The sequence below is a fragment of the Methylobacterium sp. J-118 genome, assembly GCF_057836565.1.
In genome coordinates, this window is record NZ_JBYQFA010000001.1 from 5,500,051 (window position 1) to 5,516,956 (window position 16,906).

At 72.0% G+C, this 16,906-nt stretch carries 14 protein-coding genes; 7 read left to right on the forward strand and 7 right to left on the reverse strand.

Annotation, left to right across the window (positions count from 1 at the left end; translation table 11 throughout):
* Nucleotides 1-15: 15 nt before the first annotated feature.
* From purL to rlmN, 5 genes are all read left to right on the forward strand, one after another.
* On the forward strand, nt 16-2,241 hold the full coding sequence (gene purL, locus AC3IF3_RS26790; protein ID WP_489230949.1) for a phosphoribosylformylglycinamidine synthase subunit PurL: 2,226 nt from the start codon (nt 16-18) through the stop codon (nt 2,239-2,241).
* Nucleotides 2,242-2,265: 24 nt separating this feature from the next.
* Nucleotides 2,266-2,502: a BolA family protein gene (locus tag AC3IF3_RS26795; RefSeq protein WP_243972339.1), complete on the forward strand. Its 237-nt coding sequence runs from the start codon at nt 2,266-2,268 to the stop codon at nt 2,500-2,502.
* Nucleotides 2,503-2,525: 23 nt separating this feature from the next.
* Nucleotides 2,526-3,020, forward strand: a complete 495-nt coding sequence (locus tag AC3IF3_RS26800; RefSeq protein ID WP_489230950.1) for a DUF29 domain-containing protein — start codon at nt 2,526-2,528, stop codon at nt 3,018-3,020.
* Nucleotides 3,021-3,062: 42 nt separating this feature from the next.
* Nucleotides 3,063-3,401 (forward strand): Grx4 family monothiol glutaredoxin, encoded by a 339-nt coding sequence (gene grxD / locus AC3IF3_RS26805; protein ID WP_243972336.1) that lies wholly within the window; start codon nt 3,063-3,065, stop codon nt 3,399-3,401.
* Nucleotides 3,402-3,567: 166 nt separating this feature from the next.
* Nucleotides 3,568-4,842, forward strand: a complete 1,275-nt coding sequence (gene rlmN, locus AC3IF3_RS26810; protein ID WP_489230951.1) for a dual-specificity RNA methyltransferase RlmN — start codon at nt 3,568-3,570, stop codon at nt 4,840-4,842.
* 132 nt (nt 4,843-4,974) lie between these two features.
* Here the strand turns inward: rlmN and AC3IF3_RS26815 are convergent, their stop codons facing one another.
* The 3 genes from AC3IF3_RS26815 to kdoO form a co-directional block, all read right to left on the reverse strand.
* Nucleotides 4,975-10,260: an alpha-2-macroglobulin family protein gene (locus AC3IF3_RS26815; RefSeq protein ID WP_489230952.1), complete on the reverse strand. Its 5,286-nt coding sequence runs from the start codon at nt 10,258-10,260 to the stop codon at nt 4,975-4,977.
* 132 nt (nt 10,261-10,392) lie between these two features.
* A complete protein-coding gene (locus AC3IF3_RS26820; RefSeq protein ID WP_243972331.1) occupies nt 10,393-10,692 on the reverse strand; it encodes an antibiotic biosynthesis monooxygenase family protein in 300 nt (99 codons plus the stop codon).
* A gap of 17 nt (nt 10,693-10,709) precedes the next feature.
* Nucleotides 10,710-11,570 carry a Kdo hydroxylase KdoO gene (gene kdoO, locus AC3IF3_RS26825; protein WP_489231375.1) on the reverse strand — a complete coding sequence of 287 codons (861 nt, stop codon included), beginning with the start codon at nt 11,568-11,570 and terminating at the stop codon, nt 10,710-10,712.
* A gap of 217 nt (nt 11,571-11,787) precedes the next feature.
* Here kdoO and AC3IF3_RS26830 point away from each other — a divergent pair, with 217 nt between their 5' ends.
* Entirely contained in the window at nt 11,788-12,225 is a 438-nt protein-coding gene (locus AC3IF3_RS26830) for an RNA polymerase subunit sigma-70 (RefSeq protein WP_243972329.1), read from the forward strand.
* 193 nt (nt 12,226-12,418) lie between these two features.
* On the opposite strand, the gene olsB is transcribed toward AC3IF3_RS26830, so the two are convergent.
* The gene (olsB, locus tag AC3IF3_RS26835) at nt 12,419-13,420 is read right to left on the reverse strand and encodes a l-ornithine N(alpha)-acyltransferase (RefSeq protein WP_489230953.1); all 1,002 of its coding nucleotides are present in this window, start codon (nt 13,418-13,420) and stop codon (nt 12,419-12,421) included.
* Between the two features lie 160 nt (nt 13,421-13,580).
* Complete coding sequence (locus AC3IF3_RS26840; protein WP_489230954.1) at nt 13,581-14,063, reverse strand: Hsp20 family protein; 483 nt, start codon at nt 14,061-14,063, stop codon at nt 13,581-13,583.
* Between the two features lie 232 nt (nt 14,064-14,295).
* On the opposite strand from AC3IF3_RS26840, the gene AC3IF3_RS26845 reads away from it, so the two are divergent.
* On the forward strand, nt 14,296-15,288 hold the full coding sequence (locus AC3IF3_RS26845) for an alpha/beta fold hydrolase (RefSeq protein ID WP_489231376.1): 993 nt from the start codon (nt 14,296-14,298) through the stop codon (nt 15,286-15,288).
* A 129-nt stretch (nt 15,289-15,417) separates the two neighbouring features.
* Here AC3IF3_RS26845 and AC3IF3_RS26850 read toward each other — a convergent pair whose 3' ends face one another.
* Complete coding sequence (locus AC3IF3_RS26850; protein ID WP_489230956.1) at nt 15,418-15,942, reverse strand: SixA phosphatase family protein; 525 nt, start codon at nt 15,940-15,942, stop codon at nt 15,418-15,420.
* A gap of 98 nt (nt 15,943-16,040) precedes the next feature.
* Nucleotides 16,041-16,892, reverse strand: coding sequence for an AAA family ATPase (locus AC3IF3_RS26855; protein WP_243972321.1), 852 nt, complete (start codon nt 16,890-16,892; stop codon nt 16,041-16,043).
* Between the last annotated feature and the right edge of the window lie 14 nt (nt 16,893-16,906).

The window sequence follows — 16,906 nt, forward strand, 5'->3', positions numbered from 1 at the left end:
TGCCGAGACCGCCGCATGTTCCGCAACGACGTTCCCATCACCCCCGAGCTCGTGGCCCAGCATGGACTGACGCCGGACGAGTACGCGCGCTTCCGCGGCCTGATTGGGCGCGATCCGACGCTGACCGAACTCGGCATCGTCTCGGCGATGTGGAACGAGCACTGTTCGTACAAGTCCTCCCGCAAGCATCTGCGCGGGCTGCCGACCTCGGGCCCACACGTGATCCAGGGGCCGGGCGAGAACGCGGGCGTCATCGACATCGGCGACGGGCTGGCCTGCGTCTTCAAGATGGAGAGCCACAACCACCCAAGCTACATCGAGCCCTACCAGGGCGCGGCGACCGGCGTCGGCGGTATCCTGCGCGACGTGTTCACCATGGGCGCGCGGCCGATCGCGGCCCTCAACGCCCTGCGCTTCGGCTCCCCCGACCATCCGCGCACCCGCGCCCTCGTCTCCGGGGTCGTGGCGGGGGTCGGCGGCTACGGCAACTCCTTCGGCGTGCCCACCGTCGGCGGCCTGACCGGCTTCCACCGGCGCTACGACGGCAACATCCTGGTCAACGCCATGGCGGTGGGCCTCGCCCGCACCGACGGGATCTTCTACGCGGCCGCCGCCGGAATCGGGAACCCGATCGTCTATCTCGGCTCCAAGACCGGCCGCGACGGCATCCACGGCGCCACCATGGCGTCGGCCGAGTTCGACGAGGCCACCGAATCGAAGCGCCCGACCGTGCAGGTCGGCGATCCTTTCGCCGAGAAGCTGCTGCTGGAGGCCTGCCTGGAGCTGATGGCCTCGGGGGCGGTCATCGCCATCCAGGATATGGGCGCGGCCGGGCTGACCTGCTCGGCGGTGGAGATGGGCGCCAAGGGCGACCTCGGCGTCGAACTCGACATCGACAAGGTGCCGGCTCGCGAGGAGGGCATGACCCCCTACGAGATGATGCTGTCTGAGAGCCAGGAGCGGATGCTCATGGTGCTCAAGCCCGGCATGGAGGCCGAGGCCGAGGCGATCTTCGTGAAGTGGGGCCTCGATTTCGCGGTGATCGGCCGGACCACCGACACGCTGCGCTTCGTGGTCAAGTGGCACGGGGAGACCGTGGCCGACCTGCCGATCAAGGAACTCGGCGACGAGGCGCCGCTCTACGACCGGCCGCACCTGGCCAACACCCACCTGCCGGTGCTCGCGGCCTCCGAGGTCCCGGCCCCGGCCTCGCTGACCGACGCGCTGAAGCGCCTCGTCGGCTCGCCCGACCTGGCGTCCAAGCGCTGGGTGTTCGAGCAGTACGACCACTTCATCCTGGGCAACACCGTGCAGAAGCCCGGGGGCGACGCCGCCATCGTGCGGGTCGAGGACGGGCCGAAGGGCCTCGCGCTGACCTGTGACGTCACCCCGCGCTACTGCGAGGCCGACCCGGTCGAGGGCGGCCGGCAGGCCGTGGCCGAGGCGTGGCGCAACATCACCGCGGTCGGCGCCAGGCCGCTCGCCATCACCGACAACCTGAACTTCGGCAACCCGGAGAAGCCCGAGGTGATGGGCCAGCTCGTCGGCTGCCTCCAGGGGATCGGCGAGGCCTGCCGGGCGCTCGACTTCCCGGTCGTGTCCGGCAACGTGTCGCTCTACAACGAGACCAACGGCGTCGGCATCCTGCCGACCCCGACCATCGGCGGCGTCGGCGTCCTCGACGACGTGGCGCGCCACGCCACGATCGCCCTCAAGCGGGAGGGCGACGTGCTGGTGCTGATCGGCGCCGGCGAGGGCTGGCTCGGCCAGTCCGCCTACCTGTCGGTGATCGAAGGCCGCGAGGAGGGCGCGCCGCCGCCGGTGGATCTGGCGCTCGAGCGCCGCAACGGCGACTTCGTCCGCGGCCTGATCCTCGCGGGCACCGTCGACACGGTTCACGATCTCTCGGATGGCGGCCTCGCGGTGGCGCTCGCCGAGATGGCGATGGCGGGCCGCCTCGGCGCGGCGCTGCCCGACGTGCCGGTGGATCTGGCAGCCCACGCCTACCTGTTCGGCGAGGACCAGGGCCGCTACCTGCTGGCTGTGAAGCCGGAGGCCGCCAGCGACCTCCTCGCCGCCGCCGCGGCCCAGGGTGTCGAGGCGGCTTCCGTGGGCGTCACCGGCTCCGACCGTTTGACCCTGCCGGGCGGCGAGACCATATCGCTGGCCGACCTCACCGCGGCGCACGAGGGCTGGCTGCCCGCCTACATGGCGAGCCAGCCGGCGGCTCCGGCGTCCTGAACCCCCGACCCAAGGAATTTCCCGATGCCGATGGATGCGGGCGAGATCGAGCGCATGATCCGCGAGGCCCTGCCGGACGCGCAGGTCGAGATCCGCGACCTCGCGGGCGACGGCGACCACTACGCGGCGACGGTCCTGTCGTCGGCCTTCAAGGGCAAAACCCGGGTCGCCCAGCACCAGATGGTCTACGGCGCCCTCCAGGGCCGGATGGGCGGCGTGCTCCACGCCCTTGCGCTGACCACGGGCGTCCCGCAGGATTGAGCCTTCTTGCGGGAGCGCTCCCGATGGACCGACCGAGTCTCTACGACGACGATATCGTGACCTGGGCCGAGGAGCAGGCGGCGGCTCTGCGCGCCCTCGGAACCCGAGGCGATCTGTCGAATGCACTCGATTGGGAGAACGTCGCCGAGGAGATCGAAAGCGTGGGGCGATCCCATTTGCGGGCGGTCGAGGGACTGCTGATCCAGACGCTCGCCCACCTCCTGAAGCGCGCCTCCGCGCCCCTCGCCCCATCAAGCTTGCATTGGAGGGAAGAGATCGCGACATTTCAGATCACGGCCTGGAATGCCTACGAGGCGTCTATGCGGCAGAGGTTGAACTGGCCCAGGATCTGGAAATCTGCGGTCACGACCGCGGAGGCTGGTCTCGGTGCCTATGGGAATCAGCTTCTTCCGGGGTTGCCGGAGGCGTGCCCGATCGTGCCCGAGGACCTTCTGTCGGACCATTTCGATATCGATCGTGCGCTGCGAACGATCGCCGCCTCGGTTGCACGCCGCTGATTGAGACCGCACATACGAGACCGTAGAACTGAGGATAGAGTGATGACCGACGCCAACACGACCATCCAGAACGAGATCACCTCCCAGGACGTGGTGGTGTTCATGAAGGGCACGCCGCAGATGCCGCAATGCGGCTTCTCGGGGCAGGTGGTGCAGATCCTCAATTACCTCGGCGTGCCGTTCAAGGGCGTGAACGTGCTGGCCGACCAGGAAATCCGCGAGGGCATCAAGGCCTTCTCGAACTGGCCGACCATCCCGCAGATCTACGTGAAGGGCGAGTTCGTCGGCGGCTGCGACATCACCCGGGAGATGTTCCAGTCCGGCGAACTGCAGACCTTCCTGGCCGAGAAGGGCGTCCCGGTGAAGACCGCCGCCGCCTGAGTTTATCGGGACTTCGCGAGACGGATCGGGGCGCCTGCGGGCGCCCTTTTGCGTGCCCGTTTGCCATCGCGCCCGGTCGGGTCACCCGTGGGCCGGGCGCATTCGCGTTCGCCGGTGCGATCGCGTATACCGAAGTCTTTCCCATCGCACGGATTGTTTGAACGCCATGGCGACGCCGTCGCTCGACAGCGCCCGCGCGGCCGAGGCCGCGATCGAGAAGGCCCCCGACCTCCAGCCGGAGGCGCTGCCCAGCCGGCGGCCATCCCTGGTCGGCCTCACCCGCGATGCCCTCAAGGCGCAGCTCGTCGGCATGGGCGTGCCCGAGCGCGAGAGCCGGATGCGCGCCGGCCAGATCTGGCACTGGGTCAATTTCCGCGGGGCGAGCGACTTCGCCGCCATGACCAATGTCGGCAAGGCCCTGAAGGCGCAGCTCGCCGAGCACTTCACCCTGGAACGCCCCGAGGTGGCGAGCCGTCAGGTCTCCCGCGACGGCACCCGCAAGTGGCTGCTGCGCATGGCGCCGACCAACCCGCAGGAGCACAACCGCGGCGCCGAGATCGAGTGCGTCTACATCCCGGGCCCGGACCGGGGCACGCTCTGCGTGTCGAGCCAGGTCGGCTGCACCCTCACCTGCTCGTTCTGCCACACCGGCACGCAGCGCCTCGTGCGCAACCTCTCGGCCGCCGAGATCGTGCAGCAGCTCGTCACCGCCCGGGACGAGCTCGGCGACTGGCCCGGCCAGATGCCGAGCCGCGACGCGGGCGGGGCCGGCGAGGTCGGCCGGCTCGTGACCAACGTCGTGTTCATGGGCATGGGCGAGCCCCTGTACAACCTCGACGCCGTGGTCGACGCGGTGGCGGTGATGTCGGATCAGGAGGGGCTCGGCCTGTCCCGGCGTCGGATCACGGTCTCGACCTCCGGGGTGGTGCCGCAGATCCCCCGCCTCGGCGAGGCGGCCAACGCCATGCTGGCGATCTCGCTCCACGCGGTGCGCGACGACCTGCGCGACGAGCTGGTGCCGCTCAACCGGAAATACCCGATCGCCGAACTGCTCGAGGCCTGCCGGACCTATCCGGGGCTGAGCAACGCCCGCCGGATCACCTTCGAGTACGTGATGCTGAAGGGCGTCAACGATTCCGACGCGGATGCCCGGGAGCTGGTCCGCCTGCTCAAGGGCATCCCGGCCAAGATCAACCTGATCCCGTTCAACCCCTGGCCGGGCAGCCGCTACGAATGCTCCGACTGGGACCGGATCGAGCGCTTCTCCGAGATCGTGTTCAACGCCGGCTACGCCTCGCCGGTGCGCACGCCCCGGGGCCGGGACATCCTGGCGGCCTGCGGCCAGCTCAAGAGCGAGACCGAGAAGCTGCGCGCCCGCGCCCGGCTGATGCAGGAGGAGGGTCTCGGCGTAGAGAGCTTCTACGCCGGCGCCGACGACTGAACCGCTCACAGTTTCGAAAGGTCGAGACCTTTCGTGGGTGCAGGGCTCCGCCCCGACACCCCCCCGGCCAAACGGCACGCCCTCTGGAAGCCCGTACGGGCGCGGCGGCCCCGGAGCGTGTGCTTGCGCGCCCTACTTCACCGCCCCGACCGTCACGCTCCCCGAGGCAGTCCGGCCGAACCGGGCCGGGCGGTACATGTCCTCCACGGTGGCCCCCGGATGCACGTAGGTCCCGGGTGAGACCGCCCGGACCGTGTAGGCCACGGTGAAGAAGGCCGATTGGCCCGGATCGAGGTCGTAGGCCGCGACGAACCGGTCGTCGCGGAACTCGGTGTGGACCGGCTGCACGTCGGACTTGGCGAAGGCCAGCCCCTGGAGCGCGTCGGCGTCCAGCAGCTTCGGATTGTCGATCTCCAGGCCGGCCGGCAGGGGATCGACCAGCAGGAGGCGCGCGGCCTCCGCCTTGGCCTCGGTGACCTTGAGCACCACCACGAGCCGGTCGTTCTGGCGCAGGCCGCCCGCCGGATCGACGGGGCTGCCGTCGAGGCGGTGGAAGCTCCGCTCGATCGTGTAGCCCTGCGCCGCCGCCGGCTCCGGCGCCAGGGGGCTGCCGTTGACGGTCACGGCGACCTGCACGGGGCCGCGGCCGGTATTGACCAGCTGCACGCCCCGGTCGCCCAGGCCCGCCTCCCGGTAGACCCGGGCGAGCATCCCGGTCTGGGGCGCGCCGTCCAGGGTGAACGACAGGGCGCCGCCCTCGTTGGACAGGCTCTCGGCGGCGAGCACCAGCCAGGCATTCTCCTGCGTGCTCGTCACCCGTTCGGCCTGCTGCTCCTCGCCGAGCACCGCCACCACCGGGCCCAGGGCCGCCTGGGTGAGCCCGCTCTCGGCCGCCAGGGTGATCAGCCCGGCCCCGTCGCGCAGGCGGGAGCCGTAATCGGTGCGGTACAGGCCCCTGTCCCGTTCGCCGCGCAGCACGGCGAGGGCCGAATCCATCGCCCGGGCGGCCCGGCCCCGGTCGCCGAGCAGCGCCAGGGCGGCGGCGAGCTGCGCCCGTCCCAGCGCCGACGAGAAGGCGGCGAGCTTTGTGTCGGCGAGGTAGCGCAGGTCGCCCATCACCGGCCGGCCGTTCCGGGCGAGCACATAGGCCGCGTAGGCGAGGTCGGCACCGCCGTTGCGCACCTCGGTGGCGTTGGCCACGGCGTTGCGCAGGTAGTCGAGCGCCTGCGCGAACGCCTTCTGCGGCACCGGGACGTTGCGCTCCCGGGCGCGGGTGAGGAAATCGGTCACGTAGGCGTCGAGCCACAGGTCGCCCGACCCCTGCGCCGACCACAGGCCGAAATCGCCGCTCGAATCCTGGCGGGCGAGGAGCCGCTCGACCGACTCGCGCACCCGCTCGTCCGCGCCCGCGTCGAGGGCGAGCTTCTCCAGGGCGGCGAGCTTGTTGACGTAGAGCAGCGGCATCGCCCGGCTCACCACCTGCTCGGAACATCCGTAGGGGTAGCGGTCGAGCGCCCGGAGCAGGGCCGCGACGTCGACCCCCGTCAGGGGCGTGGCCGAGAGGGAGACGCTGCCGGTCCCGGGCTGCAGGTCGGCGAGGAGATCCGGCGTCAGCGTCAGACCCGCCCCGGGGGCGAGGCTGCGCACCGAGCGGCGCAGCAGGGCGCCGGTCCCCGGGGAGATCCCGAGGGCGAAGCTCTGGCTCAGCGGCGCGGTCAGCCCGGGGCCCGACAGGGCGAGGTCGAGCCGGACGGTGCCCGGGCCGGCGGCGGTGAGCGGGATCGCGAACTGGCCCTTGGCCCCGGCCTCCAGCCGCAGCGTCTGCCGCAGGGCGCCGGCGCCGACCACGACCGGGCCCGCCGGGCTGAGATCGACCGTGTAGTCGCCCGCCTGCCCCTCGACGTTGTCGAGGGCCACGAACAGGCGCGAGCGGTCGCCGGTGTCGAGGAAGCGCGGCAGCGTCGCCGCGAGCACGACCGGATCGCGGATGATCACGTCGGCCTGGGCCTGCCCGACCCGGTCGCCGCTCCAGGCGGTGACCATCACGCGGCCGGTGCCGTTGAAGGCCGGGAGCGGGAAGGTGACGGTGGCCGCCCCGTCCGGCCCCACGGTCACGACGCCGGAATACAGGGCCAGCGGCGCCTGGGTCGGGGGCGAATCGGCGAGTTCGGCGCCGCCCGCGTCGCCGCCGGAGCGGATCGCCCCGGCCGAGCCCTGCATGCCGTCGATCAGGTAGCCGTAGAGGTCGCGGAATTCCGGCCCCAGCGCCCTCTGGCCGAGGAAGTACTGGGTCGGATCCGGCGCCGCGTAGCGGGTCAGGTTGAGGATGCCGACATCGACCAGGGCCACGGTGATCCGCGCCGGCTCGCCGGCCTTCAGCCCGCTGAGCTGGACCGGCAGGGTCAGGTCCTGGCGCGGGCGTGCCCGCTCGGGCGCCGTCACGGCGACGCCGAGGCTGCGCCGCGCCCGGTCCACCGAGAACCACGCCAGCCCCAGCGCCCGGCCGGGCAGGCGCTTGGCCGCCTGGTCGAGGGGCCGGTAGGCGGTGGCCACCAGATAGGCGCCCGCGCCCCATTCGGCCTTCACCGGCAGGTTGACCGTGGTGCCGCCCTCCGGCACGCCGACCTCCAGGGTCTCGTGCACCCGGTCGCTGACCACCATCAGGCTGGCCTGCCCCCTGAACTTCGGGCTCAGCCTGGCCCGCAGCGTGTCGCCGGCCGCGTAGGCGGGTTTGTCGAGGGTCAGGTCGAGGAGGTCGGGCGCGTCCGCAGTCTCCGAGCCGCCCCAGCCCACCTCGAAACCGAGGCTCGCGCCCGCCTCGGGGGCGCCCGGGGCCGAGACCTCCAGGCGGTAGCGGCCGAGGCTCACCGGGGCCTCGATCCGGCCCGGCGCGCCGGCCTTCAGATCGACGGTGCCGTCGGCCACCCGCCGGGCCGTCTTGACCGCCTCGAACGACCAGCGCCCGTCCGCCCGGTACCATTGATAGGACTGGTCGATCCGCGACAGGGTCCAGCTCACCCCCGGCCGGGCAAGGAGCGCCCCCTCGGGCGTCGCGAGCACCACGTCGAACCCCGCGATCCCGCCGTCCTTGAGATCCGCGAAGCCCTTGCGCAGGGCCAGCACCGGATGATCCGGAAGGATCGGCAGGGTCAGGCTGCGCGACAGGGCCCGGCCGCCGGGCTCCCCCACCGCCAGGGTGATCTTCGCCTCCAGGGCGCGCGGTGCGGCAACCACCGGCACCGGCACCGTCACGGCGGCGGCGCCCCGCGCGTCGGTGGTCGCGCGGTCCTGAAGCTCCTGCGTGACCGGCTCGACGGCCTCGTCGTCGAGGCCGATGGCATAGCCCTCAAGCCCCGCGATGCCGCTCGCCGCGGCGGCCTGGACCACGACGCTGCCCGACACGTCGAGATCCGCCCCCGGGGCGCCGTAGAGGTAGCGCGCGGCGACGTCGACCTGCGCCGCCTCGCCCCGGCGCAGGGCCGGCTGCCGGGGCTTGAGGCTCACCTCCAGCCGCTCGGGGACGTAATCCTCCACGAGGAAGCTGGTCTCGCCGATCGCGGGCGCCTTCGGGTCGGTGTAGGCGGTGACCCGCCAGGTGCCGTGCATGGAGCCCGACAGGAGCGGCAGCGGCAGCGCCCGGCCGCCGAGCCCCTGGTCGGGCACCGAGACGCGCCGGTACTCGACGCCGTCCGGCCGCTTCACCACCAGGGTCAGCGGCAGGTCCGGGACCGCCGCGCCGCGGGAGTCGCGCAGGAGGGCGGTGAGCTGGACGGTCTCGCCCGTCCGGTAGACCCCGCGCTCCGGGAACAGGTAGGCGTCGAGGCCGCCGGCCTCGGGCCGGCCCTTCACGCCGCGGTCGGTGAGGTCGAAGGCGCCGAGGTTGAGGTCGAGGAAGCTGTAATCGTCGCCCCGTTGGGCGACCACGAGGCTCGGCGCCGTCCCGCCCTCCCCGCGCGCCAGCCCCGGATCGAAGGCGGCGTGCCCCTGCGCGTCCGTCGTGCGCGTGCCCAGCACCTCGTTGTTGCGGGCGATCAGCCGGATCTCGGCGCCCGGCATGACCTGCGCGGAGGCGAGCGAGCGCAGGACCACGTGGACCCCGTCCCGGCCCTTGGTCGCGGTCAGTCCCAGATCCGAGACCACGAACCACTGGGTCGCCTGGGTGGCGTAGCCCGCGTCGTCCGACGCGGCCGTGCCGGTGGGCCGGGCCAGCATCACGTAGATCCCGGGCTCGAGCTTGCCCACGGCCTGCAGGACCGGGAAGGCGGTGACCGCCTCCTGGTTCAGTTCGGCCGTGGCGGTGTCGAGGGTGCCCGTCCAGACGCGCACGCCCTTCTCGGACGCGATCGTCCGGGCGGTGGCGCCGCTGAGCTGACCGAGGAAATCCTCGGAGCGCAGGGTCGGCAGCAGGCCGCGGTCGCCGATGCGCAGCACCTCGACGTCGAGCTTGGCGGCGTTCACCGTGACCAGGGGCACCCCCGCCTGGCCCGTGCGCGGCAGGACGTAGTTGCGGCCGGTGAAGCGCACCTGCGGGGCGCGGTCGCGCACGTAGATCTCGTAGTCGGCAGCCTTGAGCAGGCTCTCGCCGATCGCCGAGGGCAGGCCCTGGCGCAGGACGATGGCGTAGCGACCGCCATGCCTGAGCCCGTCGACGCAGATCTGGGAGCCCTCCCCGGTCACCGCGGCCGCGCTGCTGCCCGACACGGCCACGAAGGGGGCGAAATCGGTCTTGGGCTTCACGGCTTCCGAGAAGGTGAAACAGGCGCGCGGGGCCGCCCCGTCGGCATCGACCGTGTAGGCGAGGATGCGGAAGCCGTGCGCGGCCCGCAGCGTCTCGTAGGTCGCGCGGACGGCACCGTCGTCGGCCAGCGCCAGGCTCGCCGCGTAGGCATCGAGGGCCGGGCGCCAGAGTTCCTGCTCGGCCTGCGTGGCGCCCAGCAGCGCCAGGGACGCCGCGGCGTCGCTGGCCGAAGCGGCGCGCTCGTAGGCGCGGTAGGCGGCGGCCGTCGCCCGATCGCGCAGGCGCGCCCGGCCCTGATCGTCGTTCTCGTCCAGCGTGGGGGCGGCCGCGGCGGCCGCGCGCGCGTAGGCCTGCCAGTTGCGCGGATCGGCCGGGTCGGCCGTCACCGCGGCAGCGAGCGGCGCGAGGGCCTCGTCCGGCTTGTCGGCGGCGAGCAGCGCCTGGCCGGCGGCGCGGGACGGGCCGGCCGGCCGGAGCGGACCGCCGGCCTCCCCCTTGAGCGCCGTCTCGAGGCGGATCGCCTCGCTGGCGAGGTCGGTCCGGACGAAGGTTTTGGAGAACGGCGCGGCGGCCGCCGGCCGCGGGGCGGTGCGGGCCGCCGGCGCGGTCTGGGCGAGGGCCGGCGCGGCGGCGCATCCGAGCAGAAGCAGGACACCCGCGAGCCGTCCGAGTCGCGCCATCAGCCTGTCCCCCGAGCCTGTCCCCGAAGTGTCGCCTCCCCGATGATTCGCTCCCGGGGCCGTCGCCCGGGAGCCTAGCACCGGCGGAGGGCGCCGCAATGCTTCGGGCCCCGGGGACCCGATCGGGGCCGCTCAGAACGCCTTCAGGACCTGCTCGGTATGCTCGACCGCCACCGGCCCGGCGAAGCAATGGGAGACCAGGGCGCGGTAATCCTGCCAGGGTTGCGAGCCGGTGAAGTCCTTGGTGTGGGCCTCCAGCGTGTCCCAGTGGATCATCAACCGGTAGCGCTGCGGATGCTCGATCGAGCGCCGCACCTCGAAGGCCCGGCAGCCCTTGGCCTGCCTGAAGATGGCGGAGGCCTCGGTGATGCCCGCCTCGAACGCGGCTTCCATACCCGGCTTGATCTCGATCTGCGCGATTTCGAGGATCATGGTGTGACGTTCCTCTCTCAGGTCCGAAGGGGGCGGCCGAGCTTGGCCGCCAGGATGCGCTGCGGGCTCAAGGACGGGTCGGCCTGGGCGGTGACCGGCAGGTAGGCAGTCTGTTCCAGCATGTAGCGGCCGCCCATGGCCCCGTGCATCACGAGGTCCGAGAAGGTCACCCAGGTCGCGCCGGGCTGGAATTCCACGTCGGCCTGGGGGGCCTCGACCTGGTAGGTCTCGTCCTGCTTGAGGGCGTCGTGCAGGTGCAGCATCAGGTGGTCGTATTCCGAGCGCTTGGCCTTGGTGATGCGCAAGGCCGCGAGCAGGCGGGCCGGGAGCGGCGCGTAGCCCGGCAGCCGCGGCAGGAATTTTTGGGCCATCGACCCGAAATCCTCGCCGACGCGCCAGCGGCGCGGCTCGCCCGACGGGTTGATGTTGCGGAACACCCGCAGGATCCGCTTCTCGCCGATCGGGTTCGACGGGAAGGCGTCGACGTGGAGCCGGGTGTCGTCGCGCCGCCAGCTGAGCTTGCGTTGATCCACGTCGAAGGGGCGGTAGGAGGTGCCGGCGAGGCTGACCCGGTCGGCGTAACCGGGCAGGTAGGTGCCGATCAGGTCCCGGGCGAAGGCGCGGTACCGGATCAGGAGCTGGCGCAGGGCCTCCTGCTCCTCCGGGGTGCCGGCCGCCCCGCGCAGCTCTGCGGCCTCACCGCGGATGCTGACGTTCTTGGCCTTGCCGTCCGCGAAGGGCCGCGCGGTGAACCGGCGCTCGAAATCGCTGAACGGGAAGGGCAGGTCCGGGAACAGCAGCACCGCCCCGGCCTCCAGCTCCCGGGCCAGGGAGCCCTGCGTCTCGCCGGGGACGACGGTGCGGATCGGGCTGATCATCGTGTGCGGGCTGGCGCTGCCGGAACGGGTCGGCCCCCTGTAGCCGAGCCGCCGCGGGGACACCAGGGGCGGCGGTCCGGCGCCATTTCCGGTGGATGACACCGTCCGTCCACCGACACGGGGGCGGGCGCCCGTCCCGGGTGCTTGCGCAATGGTCGCGTTCCCGGCACGTTCTCGCACCAGTACCGGCCCCTGAGCCCGGCGGAGGATGGCGCCGATGGCGACCCTGAAGGAATTCGAGGAAGCCCTGCGCGAGCACGGCATGAACATGGCGCTGGCGCTCCTGGAGCGCCTGCGCGAACGCGACCGCGCGACCCGCACGGTCAAGCCGGCCCGGCGTTTGACCGGCCAGAAGATGACTCCGGAGCTGGCCCGATCAATCCTGGACCTGCATGCGACGACCGGCATGACCCAGCAGGAGATCGCCTTCAAGGTCGGGGTCAATCAGGGCCGGGTGAACGAGGTGATCAAGCGCGGCAAGTGGCTGACCGACGATCCGAGCGCCCCGGAGGCGGTGGCCCGCGACAGGGCGGTCGCCCGGATGCGCGGCGACCCGAAGCCGAAGAAGCCCGCCGCCGCGGCGCGTCCCAAGGAGCGGAAGACGGCGGCCCCGAAGGCGCGCAATCAGGGCCAGCTGGCGCTGGGGGATCTGTAGGAGACGGCGAGCGGGTTTGGTCGCCCCTCCTAACAGACCCCCTCATCCTGAGGTGACCGCGAAGCGGGCCTCGAAGGAGGGCTCCAGGGATCGCGGCGCCATCTCGAGGGCTCCTTCGAGGCCTCCGCTCCGCTCCGGCACCTCAGGATGAGGTGGTTGGATGGGATGACGGCACCGGGGCACTCCGGTCCGCTTACCCCGCAGGCGCGAAATGTCCGCGGTAGCGGGCGCCGATCGCCTCCACCGGCAGCGTCACGAACACGTCGGTGGTGCCGAACTGGCGGTCGATCACCGCGCCGTCGCCGAAGGTGGCGCCGAGGCGCAGGTAGCCTTTGATCAGGGGCGGCAGCGCCTGCAGGGCGGCCTTGGGGTCCACCGCCTCGCGCGGCAGACGATCCATCGCCACCGCGCGCTCCGGCAGCGGCCGCACCCGCCAGCCCTCGGGGGCGCGGGCATGGTGGTGGAGGAAGGCGAGCGGCAGGGCCAGCCGGTCCGGATCGGTGCCCTCCAGGCTGGCGCAGCCGATCAGCGCGTCGATCCGGTGGTGCAGGACGTAGGCGTAGATCCCCTGCCACAGGAGTTCGACGGTGCGCTTGCTCCGGTAGGGCTTGAGCACGCAGGAGCGGCCCAGTTCCAGGAGCCGCCGGTGGCCCTGGGCGGCCAGCAGCGGCGCGAGGTCGTACTCGCCCTCGGAGTAGAATCCGGCATGGCGCTCGGCCACGTCACTGCGCAGGAGGCGATAGGTCCCGACCACCTTGGGCCGGTGCTCGACGAACGGCTTCTTCCGCCGCTTGGCCTCGTGGTCCAGGACGAGGAGGTGGTCGCAGAGCGCGTCGTAGGCATCGGCGTCCCGGCGCGACAGGGCCGCGAGCCCCGTGGGGACCGCCGACATCTCCTCGTAGAACACCTTGAAGCGCAGGCGCTGCGCCCGGCGGATCTCGGACTTCCTGGTCGCCAGCCGCACTTCGAGGTTGCCGATCCGGCCCAGGCTGCGGCCCTCGAACGGTTCGGGCAGGCGGATCGCCTGCTCGGCCGACAGGATTTCGGCGATGCCGGCCGGGCCGCCCGCGAGGTCCCGGCGATGCATCTGCCGGCGGCGCAGCTTCGCGATCGGCGCGCCGACGCCCCATTGCACGCCCCTGTGCCAGCCGGCTCCGAGCGCGCTGTAGGCTCCGCGGGCGAGATTGGCGACCATGGTCCGGTTCACTCCGGGCGCGCGTCATGCGCCGCTTCGCCGGAAACAGAGCACGAAGCGCACACGCGATTATGACAGCCGACACATGAAAAGCCCCGGCCGGGCGGCCGGGGCGCTTCAGAGCTTTGCAAGAGGGTCCGAAGCTCGCGTGCGGGCGGGATCAGGCCGCCTGCTGGACCGCATCCTTGCGGACGTCACCCTCGATCACCGGGGCGCCGGCGCGGCCCGCCGTGGCGATCTGGATGCGGCGCGGCTTCTTCGCCTCCGGAACCTCGCGGACGAGGTCGATGTGGAGGAGGCCGTTCTCCAGGGCCGCACCCGTCACCTGGACGTGGTCGGCGAGCTGGAAGCGGCGCTCGAAGGACCGGGCCGCGATGCCCTGATGCAGGAACTCGGCCTTGGACTCGGCCGTGCGCTCGCCCTTCAGCGTGAGCGCGTTCTCCCGCACTTCGATCGACAGGTCGGCCTCGGTGAAGCCGGCGACCGCGACGGTGATGCGGTAGGCGGTCTCGCCGGTGCGCTCGATGTTGTAGGGCGGGTAGGTGGGCGCAGCCTCGGCGCTGGCGAACTGGTCGAGGGCGGAGAACAGCCGGTCGAAGCCGACGGTGGAGCGATAGAGGGGGGCGAGGTCGAACTGACGCATGACATATCCTCGTGTGAGCAACATGTTGGATCGGTCCGCCCGAAGGGGCCGGACCCGTCTCTCGTGCCGCCCGGAGGCCGGCACGGGTGAGATATCGGGAGGGAAAAATCGGGCTTCAAGTGGCCGCGCCATGGCGGCCGGCGGGATTTTTTCGCTACGATCCGGCGGTGGACCGACGTGCTGAGGTGGGCCCGTGAGACGCTTCGACGGTGAGACCGGGGGAGAGCCGCCGCTGCTGACCCTGCGCGGCACGCCCGACAACCCGGTGCCGCCGGGCGGCACGCTGATCGCGGTGGGCACGCGCGACGATTTCACCCTGCGGGCGGCCTACTGGCCTGCGGCGACCCGGACCTGCCGGGGCACGGTCTGCCTGCTGCAGGGCCGGGCCGAGTTCATCGAGAAGTATTACGAGACGATCCACGACCTGCGCGCCCGCGGCTTCGCGGTCGTGGCCTTCGACTGGCGCGGCCAGGGCGAGTCGGACCGGCGGGTGGACGATCCGCACAAGGGTCACGTCGCCCGCTTCGACGATTACCGGCTCGACCTGAGGGCCGTGGCCGAGACCGTGCTGGTGCCGCTGATGCCGGAGCCGCATATCGGCCTCGCGCACTCCATGGGCGGCTGCGTGGCGCTCCTGGCCGCGCTCGACGGCGCGCTGCCGTTCCGCCGCCTCGTGGCGCTGGCGCCGATGCTGTCGATCCGGATGATCCGCTGGCCGGCGGGGGCGGCCCTGCTCTCGCGGGGCCTGCACCGCCTCGGGCTCGGGGGCCGCTACATCCCGTTCGGCAAGCCGGTCTCGATCGCCACCAACCCCTATGCCGGCAACCGTCTCTCGCGGGATCCCGTCCGCTACGCCCGCAACGCCGCCGCGGCCCGGCAGGTCGGTGCCGGCGCCGTGGGCGACCCGACGATCGCGTGGCTCTCCGAGGCGTTCCGGGCGATGGCGCGCCTGCGCGACCCGCGGGCGGCCCCGCGCATCGCCGTGCCGACCCTGATCGTCGCGTCGGGGGCCGACCCGGTCTGCGGCACCCCCGATACCGAGCGCTTCGCCGCGCGGCTCAAGGCCGGGCACATCCTGGTCCTGCCGGATTCGCGCCACGAGATCCTGTCGGAGCGCGACGCGATCCGGCAGGATTTCTGGGCGGCCTTCGAGGCGTTCGTGCCGGGCTCCCCCCTGCCCTCCCACGCGGAGGTCGCCACGCACGCCGCGGTGCCGGTGGCCTGACGGGGTTTCGAAAGGGCGAGCCCTTTCGCGGGTGCAGGGCAGCGCCCTGCTGGGCTCGGGCGAAGCCCGACATCGGGGTTTCACCCCGATACCCCACCAAAGGGCTCGCCCTTTGGGATCCCAAAGACTTCAGCCGCCCAGATCTGGATCGATGTCGCGGGGGCGCACGAACCGGTCCAGGCGCCCCTGCCCGGGGGCGATCTCGGCCCAGCGATCCGTGTCGAAATCGATCACCACGTAGGCGGCGGTCGGAAATTCGAGGGCCAGGCGGTTGCGGGCGTCGCGCGGCCCCTCCCCGGCGAGGTCGGCGGCGAGGTCGCCCAACCCCGGATTGTGGCCGACGACCATCACCGTGGCCGCCGTGTCGGGCGCGGCCCCGATCACCGCCAGGATCCGGTGTGCCGGCGCCTCGTAGATCTCCGGCTGCCAGCGGGTCTCGGGGTCGCCGAGCGCGGCCGCCATCGCCGCCCAGGTCTCCCGGGTGCGCTGGGCCGTCGAGACCAGGGCGAGGTCCGGACGCAGCCCGTCCTGCGCGAGACGGGCGCCCACCGCCGGCGCCGCCCGCCGGCCCCGGGGGTTGAGCGGACGTTCGCGGTCGGCGACGCCCGCCGGTCGGTCCGACTTGGCGTGCCGCAACAGGATCAGCCTGCGCATGACGTGAGCCCCTGGCCAGAAATCCGGACCGGCGCCGCGGTCTCGCCGGGCCGGGTTAGCCGAAAGCGCGGCGCGCGGGAACCGCGGCGGTTCGGATGTCAGCCGCCCCGCTGCTCCCGCCGCATCATGAAGGCGAGCTTCTCGAACAGGCTGACATCCTGCTCGTTCTTCAGGAGCGCCCCGTGCAGCGGCGGGATCAGCTTGCGGCCGTCCTGCTCGCGCAGGGTCTCGGGGGCGATGTCCTCGGAGACGAGGAGCTTCAGCCAGTCGAGCAACTCCGAGGTCGAGGGCTTCTTCTTGAGGCCCGGCACCTCGCGCATCGCCAGGAAGGTCCGCAGGGCCTCCTCGACGAGGCGGTGCTTGAGGCCCGGATAATGGACGTCGACGATGCGCTGCAGCGTCTCGGCGTCCGGAAACGTGATGTAGTGGAAGAAGCAGCGGCGCAGGAACGCGTCCGGTAGCTCCTTCTCGTTGTTCGACGTGATGATCACGATCGGCCGGCGCACGGCCTTCACGGTCTCGCCGGTCTCGTAGACGTGGAACTCCATCCGGTCGAGTTCGGTCAGGAGGTCGTTGGGGAACTCGATGTCGGCCTTGTCGATCTCGTCGATGAGCAGGACCGGCCGCTCGGGCGCCGTGAACGCCTCCCACAGCTTGCCGCGGCGGATGTAGTGGCCGATCTCCGAGACCCGCTTGTCGCCGAGCTGCGAGTCGCGCAGCCGCGAGACCGCGTCGTACTCGTAGAGGCCCTGCTGGGCCTTGGTGGTCGACTTGATGTTCCAGACGATCAGCGGGGCGTTCAACCCCTTGGCGATCTCCTCGGCCAGCACGGTCTTGCCGGTGCCCGGCTCGCCCTTCACCAGGAGCGGCCGTTCCAGGACCACGGCGGCGTTGACCGCGGCGGTGAGGTCGGGGGTCGCGACGTACGACTCGGTTCCGGAAAATCGCATCGCGCTCTCGGAGA

Bases quoted from the DNA above. Each gene is read 5' to 3' on its own strand.
- purL (WP_489230949.1), top strand. From the start codon at position 16: ATGTTCCGCAACGACGTTCCCATCACCCCCGAGCTCGTGGCCCAGCAT.
- AC3IF3_RS26795 (WP_243972339.1), top strand. From the start codon at position 2,266: ATGCCGATGGATGCGGGCGAGATCGAGCGCATGATCCGCGAGGCCCTG.
- AC3IF3_RS26800 (WP_489230950.1), top strand. From the start codon at position 2,526: ATGGACCGACCGAGTCTCTACGACGACGATATCGTGACCTGGGCCGAG.
- grxD (WP_243972336.1), top strand. From the start codon at position 3,063: ATGACCGACGCCAACACGACCATCCAGAACGAGATCACCTCCCAGGAC.
- rlmN (WP_489230951.1), top strand. From the start codon at position 3,568: ATGGCGACGCCGTCGCTCGACAGCGCCCGCGCGGCCGAGGCCGCGATC.
- AC3IF3_RS26815 (WP_489230952.1), bottom strand. From the start codon at position 10,260: ATGGCGCGACTCGGACGGCTCGCGGGTGTCCTGCTTCTGCTCGGATGC.
- AC3IF3_RS26820 (WP_243972331.1), bottom strand. From the start codon at position 10,692: ATGATCCTCGAAATCGCGCAGATCGAGATCAAGCCGGGTATGGAAGCC.
- kdoO (WP_489231375.1), bottom strand. From the start codon at position 11,570: ATGATCAGCCCGATCCGCACCGTCGTCCCCGGCGAGACGCAGGGCTCC.
- AC3IF3_RS26830 (WP_243972329.1), top strand. From the start codon at position 11,788: ATGGCGACCCTGAAGGAATTCGAGGAAGCCCTGCGCGAGCACGGCATG.
- olsB (WP_489230953.1), bottom strand. From the start codon at position 13,420: ATGGTCGCCAATCTCGCCCGCGGAGCCTACAGCGCGCTCGGAGCCGGC.
- AC3IF3_RS26840 (WP_489230954.1), bottom strand. From the start codon at position 14,063: ATGCGTCAGTTCGACCTCGCCCCCCTCTATCGCTCCACCGTCGGCTTC.
- AC3IF3_RS26850 (WP_489230956.1), bottom strand. From the start codon at position 15,942: ATGCGCAGGCTGATCCTGTTGCGGCACGCCAAGTCGGACCGACCGGCG.
- AC3IF3_RS26855 (WP_243972321.1), bottom strand. From the start codon at position 16,892: ATGCGATTTTCCGGAACCGAGTCGTACGTCGCGACCCCCGACCTCACC.